Genomic DNA, 9,749 nt, shown 5'->3' on the forward strand with positions numbered 1-9,749 from the left:
CCGCCAGCAGCGCCATGCCGGCGACCAGGTCATAGCGCCAACGACCCCAGATGAAGAGCCCCAGGGTGGCCAGCAGGAGGATCAGAATGATCTGATGGTCCGGCATAAGGGATAATACTCGCAGCGCTGATCAGGCAAACTGATCATAGCAGCGCGAGGAGTGCAAGCATGGCAAGGCCGAGAGAATGCGCGATCCTGCTATTCGACGGTTATTGCGTGCTCTGCAATGGCTGGGCGGCGTTCGTGGTCAGGCGACGCGGGGATTGGCCGGTCTATTTCGCCACCCTGCAGTCCGAAGCGGGACAGGCCGCCCTTGCCCGGGCGGGCATTGAGAAACCACCCGGTCTCGACAGTGTGCTGCTGATACGGGGTGAGCGGGTCTTTTCCCACTCCCGAGCCATCCTGGAAATCCTGCGCTCCCTGCGCTGGCCCTGGCCGCTTTTCTACGTCTTCATTCTCGTCCCTCGTCCGCTCAGGGATGGGCTCTATCGCTGGTTCGGGAATCGCCGCTATCGCTGGTTCGGACGCCGTGACGCCTGCGGCATCGCCAGCGCCCATGTCCGCGCCCGGATGCTGTCGAAGGACAGCGACGCGGTGTAGAATCCCCATCTTCCGTTGGGAGGCGGAAGACCCATTCACTCCATTGACAGACCATCACTGACAGACAAAAGGGGAAGACATGAAATCACGACTCAAGCTTTGGCTCGGGGGTAGTGCCCTCGTCCTGGTACTGCTGGTGCTGGTGGCACCGGTAGCGGTTGGGACCATGAGCGAGCATCGCTACAAGGCGCTGTGGGCAAACGCGCTGGACAGTGAGCCGGGCTATCAGGCCGAGGTGGTCGAATACGACCGCGGCTGGTTCAATGCCCGCAGCCGGGTGCGCATCGAGGTCAGCGATCCAATGGCATCCGAATGGCTGTTGGAGTTCGGCATGGCCGAAGCCGGCCCCGGTGACACCGCGCTGGTTTATCTGGAAGAACGGATCCATCACGGGCCATTCCCGATTTCCTCCGCCGCGCCCCTGGATCAGCGCCTGAAGCCGGGCTTCGCGGTGGTGGATACCCGGCCGGCTTCGGAACTGCCTTTTTTCCGTGACAATGACATCTTCGTGATCAGCAGCACTCGTCTCGGCCTGTTCGGCGGGGTGGACGGTTTTCTCCGCGCCATGCCTTTCGACGTCCATGTCGGCGACGGTCTGCGACTGGTCAATGAAGGGGTGATCCGGGTCGAGATTCAGAGCAATCTGAAATTTGAGCGGATCCGCTCCAGGATGGGCAGTGATGAATTGCGACTGGAGGATAGCCAGTTTGGTGGCGTGATTCTGGAAGGTTTCGACGGCCGCTCGGACCAGCGCCGTGGTCCGGCCCAGCTCTGGCTGGGTGAGGTGGAGTTTGGTCTGGATAGCGTGCGGACGCTGGGATCGGATCCGGCATTTGAATTGAGGGATTTCGCCTGGTCGGCGCTGACTGATAATCGAGAGGATTTCCTGGTACAGAATCACACGGTCGACATTGGGGCCATTGCGGGCCCGGCCCTGGAGGTCGGCCCCATTTCGGTGGACTATGATTTGTTCAATCTTCACCCTCAGGCCCTGGCGGATCTTCAGCTTGCCTTTGCCGAGGCCCCGGCCCTGGATGAGGACAGTGTCGAGGCGGCGGGGGACAGCTTTAGCGATCACTGGCTGGACGCGTTGCTCGAAGTCGCCCTGCACCGCCCGGGGAGCACGCTGAACTCCATGGATACCCGCCTGTTTGACGATAGCATCAGCGGTGCCGGGGAAATCCAGTTACGGCCACTGTCCCGGGAACAGCTTGAGACCTACCTGAACGAAGATCGCTTCGGTCGTCTGGCCAACGGCCATGGCCGGCTGAGCACCTCAAGGGCACTGCTGCAGCGACTGTTCGCCAACAGCATGATGGGAGTGGCGGCCGATGAGGAACTGGATGAAAACACGAAGACCATGGTGGATCAGCAGATCGATGGCTTCATCAATCAGGGCATGCTGCGGGAAACGGACGCGGGCCTGCTTGAGCTGCATGTTGAGCTGGAAGACGGGGTCCTGCGACTCAACGGCGATGAGATGATGCATTTCTAGGCCCATTGCCGGAATGTGCTGAATGGAACGGCCCCTTTTGGGGCCGTTTTTTCTTGCCGAGGCCGCAGCCTGCTAAAGTATCGGGATTGCGACGGCCCGGATTGGGCCGGGACACCAGACAATCAGCCACGGGGAAGGAGTCATGGCCAAAGGCAAGAGCAAGAGCCAGAAGAAATTGCGGCGGATGGGGATCGGCCTGTTGCTGGTCCTGCTGCTGGTGGTGCTGGTACTGCCAGCCGGCGTGGGCATGATGGCGGAGGGCCGCTACAAGCAGATGTGGTCGGCCATGTTCGCCGCCGAGCCTGGCTTTAGTGCCCAGGTCACGGATTTCGAGCGGGGCTGGTTCAGCTCCACCGCCCGCGTCAGCCTGCAGGTGGATGACGCCTTTCTGGGTGAACTCATTCAGGAGATGGGCTGGGCGGATGAGCAGCCGGATGGGCAAGGGCCAATTATCGAAATTGATGAGCGGGTCCATCACGGGCCGATTCCGTTCACGGCCCCCGCACCCTTTCACCAGCGTTGGCGGCCGGGTTTTGCCGTGGTCGAGAGCCGCCTGGGAGACAGCCTGCCGGCCGTCAGCGAGCACGGCATTGATCTTCAAAGCACCACCCACCTGGGTCTGACCGGCAGTCTTCGTGGTCACCTGCGGGTGGCGGCCTTCGATGTCGCGGTTGAAGACGAGCTGCGGCTGGTCAATGAAGGCGAGTTGTTGCTGGATTTCCAGGCCAACCGCAATCTGGACCGGGTCAGCATGCGGCTGCGTGGCGGTGCCCTGCATCTGGCTGACGCCGACGGCTATGGCGTCCATCTGCAATCGCCCTGGCTGGATGTGAGCCAACGCCGTGGCCCATCGGATATCTGGGTGGGTGGCAGTGAACTCCGCCTCGCCGCCATTGAGATGCGGCTGCCCGGTGAAGGGCCCAACACCATGCGCGGCCTGATGTGGGCGACCGATACCCGGGAAAGCAATGACTTGCTGACCCAGAGCCACGAGATCCAAATCGACGCCCTGCAAGCCGATGAGTTCGAGGCCGGTCCCCTGTTGATGGACATCGACCTGTTCAATCTGCACCCGGAATCACTCTCCCGCCTGCAAGTGGCAAGCAGTGAACTGCGACTGGATGATCCGGAAAGCATCGATCAGGACATCGGCGCACTCATGGAACCCATTCTGGACCTGATCACCCATGAACCCGGCTTACGCCTGCAGCAGCTCCAGCTCAGCCTGCCGGGCGGGATGATCGAGGCCGATGGTCAGGCCAAGGCCCGGCCCATGGACCGTGCGCAGCTGGAAGGCTTCCTGGCCGAGGCGGCCTGGTTCCGGATGATGGATGGTGAACTCCAGCTCAGCACCAGCCGGGAACTGGCCCGTCGTGCCCTGGCCATGTGGACCCTGGGTGGCCCCCTGGATGAAGAGGCCGATGAAGCCAGCCTGCGCCTGATGGACAGCCAACTGGATGCGGCCATCGCCCAGGACATGCTGCTGGAGACCGATGACGGTCTGGCCATTCATATTGAGCTGGCCGATGGCGTGCTGTTCATCAATGAGCGCGAGATTCTGCGCTTCTGAGTTTAGGCGTCGGGATGGTGCGGTTGAGCGGTCTGGCGAGGTGCCAGGATTAGCTGATCAATCGCGGATGAATCCGCTCCCACGGTGGCGTGGCCACCGGCAATAGGCACCGTGGGCGCGAATTTATTCGCGGTAAGCGCCGTTCAGGCCGGACGCCGCAAACCGCCGCCGCCCGATCAGGATCGCGCTAAGGAGGATCAGCACTTCCCAGGGCCCGCGCCCGATACTGCAGCCGGAAGAAGAGCTTGATTCAGCGGCGGGTACGCTGAGGGAAAATGCGCCGTCACGCGTCTCGGGCGAGAGATCGCGCTGGTCGGCGGCAATGCGCAGGTCCAGCGTGAAGTCCGTGCCTTCATCAGCCTCTGTTTCCAGCGCCAGATCCAGGATCCGAAAATCTCCCGGGGCGATGTACTCGATCCAGCAGACCCCGGCATCGAAATCATCATCAAACCAGCAGGGCGCATCTGCCCCGGTTAGGGTCAACTCCTCTGGCAACTGCAACCGCACCAGTACATTCGTGGCCCCCGCCTCGCCGGCATTGTCCACCCGCAACTGCTGCGTAAACGCGGGCGATCCTGATTCCGTGCCAGCATCCGACCAGCTCAAATCGGCGGGCGGCGCGTCCGGCTCCACGATCCAGGTGATGCCCTGACTGCCGTCCAGAAAGACACCGGATGCTCGAGTGAGGAAGCCGGTCTCGCCAATTAGCGCCAGTCGAGAACCTGTTCTATTGCTGGTAATCGGGCTGGGATTCGGCCAGGGTTCGGTAATCCGCTGGTGGAGTACCCAACCCTCGGGGGCGGTTTCGTCTCGGTCATAAATCCAGACCGCGCCCGTGAAATCGCCGCTTGCATTTGAATCTGATGGATAGCCGACATAAAGGCGATCATCCCGGATTGCTGATGAGAATCCGAAGTTATTGGCACGCATCTCCTGCGGATCAGGATCATCCAGCTGAGCCGTCTTCTCCCAACTCGCATCGTTGCCCTGCCCCGTTCTCTTCCATACATGTAGGCGCCGCTCGTTGAAAAGGCCATCGTCGGCGGTACGGATTACCGTACTAAAAAGTAAATGCTCTCCATCGAAAAAGAACCCCCCGCCGGTCTCGCGCAATTCGAATCCCTCCGGAGTTGTCTGGTCATGGACCTTGTCATGAAGCACCCAGCCCTCGTCAGGCTCATGGCGATAGAGATAGATGGCACCGATATCCCGTTCAACACCCTCCACCCAAGCGGTGCTGGCCAGAACCGCCAGCCAGGGATAGCTCAGGGCCACCATCGCACCGAAACGATCCGTCACTTCCTTTTCATCCCGGTCTTCCTGGGGCGCCAGAAGCTTTTGCCGATAATCCCAATCGCCGGTGGCCTCTTCCCAGCCATAAAGATAGACCGCGCCGGTCATATCGGTCGATTCACCCAAGGTCGCGCCCACGGCCAGCCAGCCACTGTCGGCATCCACCGAGCCACCAAAATGCACCGTGTCAGGTTCGGGGCGTTCGATAATCCCTTCAAAGCTTACCTCGCCGGTGCTCGGCTCCCGCCGAAAACGATAGACGGCGCCGCGGTCGCCACTGGCGGCCCAGTCACCATTAATACCACCAAGGTAAATTTCATCCTCGTAGATCGCCGCGCCCAGTCCCATCAGACTGGATAGGGTCAAACCGAAGTCCGCCCCATGGATGTTGGATTCCGTCCGCCATTGGCCGTTTTCATCCGGCGCCAGAACGATTGCGGCACCCACATCACCAACCCCACCGCCCGGGGCATTGGGATAGGGCACCACCGCAAAATGTTCGCCGACGGCGATCTCGCCACCAATGCGACCCCACCCAGGCGGCGGAAAGGCCCCGGAGGCAAATTCATAGTCGCCGTCGCTGTTTGCTACGGCCGGCCCCGCAAGCAGCAGCCCGGCCAGAAGGACCAGGCTGATGCCATGTTGGGGGCTTTGGAAAATCCTTACGGACAATGCACCCATGTACCGTCCTCCGTCATGTAGGGGCAATCGATAATGGGCGGCGGCGTCTCGTCGTCGTCATCATCTTCATCTTCATCGTCGCCGTCATCCCCGCAATCACCGTCTGGACAAATTTCCCCGCCATTGCCCGCCGAAACAGCTTGATAGAGAAGCTTGTTGGGCGTGCCAGAGGTAAGGTTAGATAGCCGATCTTGTGTTGCATCCGACAGAAGCAAGTAGCGTACCTGTTCCGGGAGAATCTCTTTACCACCTGCCTCGGCAAACAATGCGGCAGTGCCGACAACCAATGGTGCGGAGAGCGAAGTCCCTGTACGCTTAAGGGTATGATCATCACTTTCTGCGCCGACGCTCTCAACTTGAACAGCCGGCGCGAGGATATCGACTGCAGAGCCAGAATTGGAATCCGACCAAAAATTATCTGTACTGTCGGTGCCACCTACGGTGAGCACTTCCTCCATGCGTGCGGGGGAGTAATCACTTGCAGGCGCACCTGCATTGCCGGCGCTTGTAACGACCAAGATGTTGTCAGGTAGCTGCCTTATGGCGTGCTCCAGGCTGAAGTTCCCATCGAGATCTGACACGGCGGCGCCGAAACTCATGTTTATGATAGCTACTCCATCCTCGCTCTGCTCTTCGGCGACGATCGCATTCAATCCATCAATGATCTCAGAGAGGAACTGCTGTCCATCACAGCGAAAAGCGCGGACATCCTTAATGTCAGCTCCGCGAGCGACACCGAATTCGGAGGCGCCAGCGAGACCCGCGACCATGGTGCCATGCTCGTTTGGGTTTCCCATTACGGAATGTTCATCGTCGTTGGCCGGACTGTCGGAGCCAGAGTTGACACTACAACGTGAGGGGATAAGGCAGGGTTCCGGGCCTTCGTCGTCCCGACAAGTATCTTCATAGGCCTCTTCGTTGCCGTTGAACTCATCATGGATTCGCTCTACCCGGCCTTCAAACCGCTGATGACTTGCACGTACACCATTATCGAGGATATAGATTCGCACACCTTCCCCATCCAGCTCCCATTGGTAGGTGCCGTTTAACGGTAGATCGCGCTGGGCGATACGGTCCAATCCCCAGTCGGGGTTGGACTGGACGTAGCCATCACCAGATGCGAGATGGAGGTTAAACTTGGTGTTAGCCTCCACGGCCCGAATGTTGGGGTTATTCCGAAGAGCCTGGGCTTGTCCGTGATTGAGTTCGGCGGTGAATCCCTTGAGGGCATGTTCAAAAACACGGCTTGGCTGCACGCCGACTTGAGTGGCGACACCATTAACTAGGCCTTGCATGGCGTGAGCCGGGATTTCGGCACCGCGATTAAAACTTACAATGTATGTTTGCCTGTCGTCATGCCCCCTCCCTTCAATGGAGTGCAAAAAATTCGCGTGCGTGTCACCCGTCTGAATTCGACTGTTTTACCCGAGTAACAAGAAAAACGTAGTCGACAGGTAAATGCCAGTCAATTTTCTGGAGAAATGATCAGAGTGCTGGGGGAATTTGGGGGTTGCCGTGGCGAGCACCGCTCGGCTTTTCAGGCCGAGCGCCGCACACGCCAGCCGGCCTTGCGCTTCTTGAGGTGGACCAGGAGCAGGGAGATGGCTGCGGGGGTGACGCCCTGGAGTCGACCGGCCTGACCCAGGGTGGCGGGGCGGGCCTCGGCGAGACGTTGGCAGACCTCATTGGACAGGCCGCGCACCGCCGAGTAATCCAGATCCTCGGGCAGGGGCGTGTCTTCGTGGCGGCGGGCCTTGTCGATTTCCAGTTGCTGGCGCTCGATGTAGCCGGCGTACTTGATCTGGGTTTCCACCTGCTCGGCCACCCGCGGGTCGGCCACCGGCTCGCCCACGGCGCTTAAGCTGGTGAGGCCGGCGTAGTCCACTTCCGGACGGCGCAGGATGTCGGTCGCGTGCTGGTCCTTGGAAAGCCCCGTGCCGCCCAGCACCCGCTCGGCTTCCTCGGCAGACACCTGATTGGGGCGAATCAACAGCCCGTTCAGCCGCTGCTTCTCCTTTTCCACCGCCTCCCGCTTGGTCTCGAAGACGCCCCAGCGGTGATCGTCGATCAGGCCCATCTCCCGGGCAATGGGGGTCAGGCGCAGATCGGCATTGTCCTCGCGCAGCAGCAGGCGGTGCTCGGCCCGGCTGGTGAACATGCGATAGGGCTCGGAGGCGCCGCGGGTGATCAGGTCATCCACCAGCACGCCGAGATAGGCCTCGTCCCGGCGCGGACACCAGCTGTCCTGGTCACGCACCAGGCGGGCGGCATTGAGCCCGGCCAGCAGGCCCTGGGCGCCAGCCTCCTCATAGCCGGTGGTGCCGTTGATCTGCCCGGCAAAGAAGAGCCCGCCCACGAATTTCGTTTCAAGACTCGGCTTGAGATCGCGGGGATCGAAGAAATCGTATTCAATGGCGTAACCCGGGCGGGTGATGTGGGCATTCTCGAAACCGGCCACGGTGCGCACGAAGGCGGCCTGGACCTCGAAGGGAAGGCTGGTGGAGATGCCATTGGGATAGATCTCGTGGGTCTCGAGGCCCTCGGGCTCGACAAAGATCTGGTGGGAATCCTTGTCGGCAAAGCGTTCGACCTTGTCCTCCACCGAGGGGCAATAACGCGGTCCCACCCCGTCGATGGCGCCGGTGAACATGGGCGACTCGTGCAGGTGGGCGCGGATGATCTCGTGGGTCTTTTCGTTGGTGCGCGCGATCCAGCAGGAGACCTGGCGGGGGTGTTCCTCGGCCGAGCCGATATAGGAGAAGACAGGGGCCGGATCGTCGCCGGGCTGTTCCTCCAGGCGGCTGAAGTCGATGGAGCGCCCGTCGATCCGCGGCGGCGTGCCGGTCTTGAGCCGGCCGACGCGGAAGGGCCGGGCCCGGAGTTTCTCGGCCAGGGCATTGGAGGGTGCGTCACCGGCGCGGCCACCGGCGCTCTGGGTGCCGCCCACGTGGATGCGTCCGCCGAGGAAGGTGCCCACGGTCAGCACCACCGCCGGCGCCTCGAAGCGCAGGCCCATGCTGGTGACCACGCCGCTAACCCGGTCGTTGTCGATGATCAGGTCATCGACGCCCTGCTGGAAGAGAGACAGGCCGGGCTGGTTTTCCACCTGGGCGCGGATGGCCTGGCGGTAGAGATTGCGGTCGGCCTGGGCACGGGTGGCGCGCACCGCCGGGCCCTTGCTGGCATTGAGGGTGCGAAACTGAATACCGGCCCGATCAATGGCGCGGGCCATGGCTCCGCCCAGGGCGTCGATCTCGCGGGTCAGATGGCCCTTGCCGATGCCGCCGATGGCCGGATTGCAGGACATCTGACCGATGGTGTCCAGATTCTGGGTCAACAACAGGGTTCGCGCACCGGCGCGCGCCGAGGCCAGGGCGGCCTCGGTGCCGGCGTGACCGCCACCCACAACAATGACATCGAATTGCCTGCGCATAATTCCCGCCTCGGCCAAGCCCGCCTGCTGGCGGAATCGGCCTGACTATCAGCTCAATCTGACATTATAAGGGCTAAGGGCGGGTGGCGGCCAAGAAGGTCGGCACTTTCGAGTCGAGTAGTGCGGCGACATGACTGAGAATGCCGGCCCGGGAATGGTATATTGAGCCGCTTTGGACGATGCCTGCCCCGATCGGGGACGGGTCTATTGGGGGGGAAGCAACGTGACCGAATCGATTCTGTCGGTCGAGGCCATTCGCAAGCAGTACGCCACGGTCACCGCCGTGGATCGACTCAACTTCCAGATCCGGGAAGGGGAAATCTTTGCCCTGCTGGGCCCCAATGGGGCCGGCAAGACCAGCACGGTGCGGATGCTGATCGGCATTACCCGACCGGACAGCGGCCGCATCCGCTACCAGGCACGGGCCGGCGAGCAGGCTGCCATCACCGGCCCGGAGCTCGGCTATCTGCCGGAGGAACGGGGGCTGTACCAGGATCAGCCGGTACTGGATGTGCTGGTCTATTTTGGCCGCCTGCAGGGACTCAGCCGCCGCGATGCCCGTGGGCGCGCCACCCAGTGGCTGGAGCGACTGGATCTTGGCGAGCGGGCGACCGAGAAGCTGGGCGCACTGTCCAAGGGTAATCAGCAGAAGGTGCAGCTGATTTCCACCATCCTCC

At 61.7% G+C, this 9,749-nt stretch carries 7 protein-coding genes; 4 read left to right on the top strand and 3 right to left on the bottom strand.

The features are described from left to right. Nucleotides 1-168 precede the first annotated feature (168 nt). The 3 genes from ACJWXQ_RS05275 to ACJWXQ_RS05285 all read left to right on the top strand — a co-directional run bounded on the left by ACJWXQ_RS05275 (nucleotide 169) and on the right by ACJWXQ_RS05285 (nucleotide 3,665). Nucleotides 169-600 carry a DCC1-like thiol-disulfide oxidoreductase family protein gene (locus ACJWXQ_RS05275; protein ID WP_346050657.1) on the top strand — a complete coding sequence of 144 codons (432 nt, stop codon included), beginning with the start codon at nucleotides 169-171 and terminating at the stop codon, nucleotides 598-600. A gap of 79 nt (nucleotides 601-679) precedes the next feature. Further along, nucleotides 680-2,095, top strand: coding sequence for a DUF945 family protein (locus ACJWXQ_RS05280; protein ID WP_346050656.1), 1,416 nt, complete (start codon nucleotides 680-682; stop codon nucleotides 2,093-2,095). A gap of 142 nt (nucleotides 2,096-2,237) precedes the next feature. After that, nucleotides 2,238-3,665 carry a DUF945 family protein gene (locus ACJWXQ_RS05285; RefSeq protein WP_346050655.1) on the top strand — a complete coding sequence of 476 codons (1,428 nt, stop codon included), beginning with the start codon at nucleotides 2,238-2,240 and terminating at the stop codon, nucleotides 3,663-3,665. Nucleotides 3,666-3,788: 123 nt separating this feature from the next. Here the strand turns inward: ACJWXQ_RS05285 and ACJWXQ_RS05290 are convergent, their stop codons facing one another. The 3 genes from ACJWXQ_RS05290 to mnmG form a co-directional block, all read right to left on the bottom strand. After that, nucleotides 3,789-5,639: an integrin alpha gene (locus tag ACJWXQ_RS05290; protein WP_406672320.1), complete on the bottom strand. Its 1,851-nt coding sequence runs from the start codon at nucleotides 5,637-5,639 to the stop codon at nucleotides 3,789-3,791. After that, nucleotides 5,621-7,021 (bottom strand): S8 family serine peptidase, encoded by a 1,401-nt coding sequence (locus tag ACJWXQ_RS05295; RefSeq protein WP_346050653.1) that lies wholly within the window; start codon nucleotides 7,019-7,021, stop codon nucleotides 5,621-5,623. Before ACJWXQ_RS05295 ends, ACJWXQ_RS05290 begins: the two co-directional genes overlap by 19 nt. 155 nt (nucleotides 7,022-7,176) lie before the next feature. Beyond that, complete coding sequence (mnmG, locus tag ACJWXQ_RS05300; protein WP_406672321.1) at nucleotides 7,177-9,072, bottom strand: tRNA uridine-5-carboxymethylaminomethyl(34) synthesis enzyme MnmG; 1,896 nt, start codon at nucleotides 9,070-9,072, stop codon at nucleotides 7,177-7,179. A 223-nt stretch (nucleotides 9,073-9,295) separates the two neighbouring features. On the opposite strand from mnmG, the gene ACJWXQ_RS05305 reads away from it, so the two are divergent. Next, on the top strand, nucleotides 9,296-9,749 hold a 454-nt coding region (locus ACJWXQ_RS05305), incomplete at its 3' end, for an ABC transporter ATP-binding protein (RefSeq protein ID WP_406672322.1).

The sequence above is a fragment of the Natronospira sp. genome (genome assembly GCF_007134575.1).
In the GTDB taxonomy this organism is placed as follows: domain Bacteria; phylum Pseudomonadota; class Gammaproteobacteria; order Natronospirales; family Natronospiraceae; genus Natronospira; species Natronospira elongata.

What these genes read in the sequence shown, in the direction of transcription:
- ACJWXQ_RS05275 (WP_346050657.1), top strand. Translation starts at nt 169, where the DNA reads ATGGCAAGGCCGAGAGAATGCGCGATCCTGCTATTCGACGGTTATTGC.
- ACJWXQ_RS05280 (WP_346050656.1), top strand. Translation starts at nt 680, where the DNA reads ATGAAATCACGACTCAAGCTTTGGCTCGGGGGTAGTGCCCTCGTCCTG.
- ACJWXQ_RS05285 (WP_346050655.1), top strand. Translation starts at nt 2,238, where the DNA reads ATGGCCAAAGGCAAGAGCAAGAGCCAGAAGAAATTGCGGCGGATGGGG.
- ACJWXQ_RS05290 (WP_406672320.1), bottom strand. Translation starts at nt 5,639, where the DNA reads ATGGGTGCATTGTCCGTAAGGATTTTCCAAAGCCCCCAACATGGCATC.
- mnmG (WP_406672321.1), bottom strand. Translation starts at nt 9,072, where the DNA reads ATGCGCAGGCAATTCGATGTCATTGTTGTGGGTGGCGGTCACGCCGGC.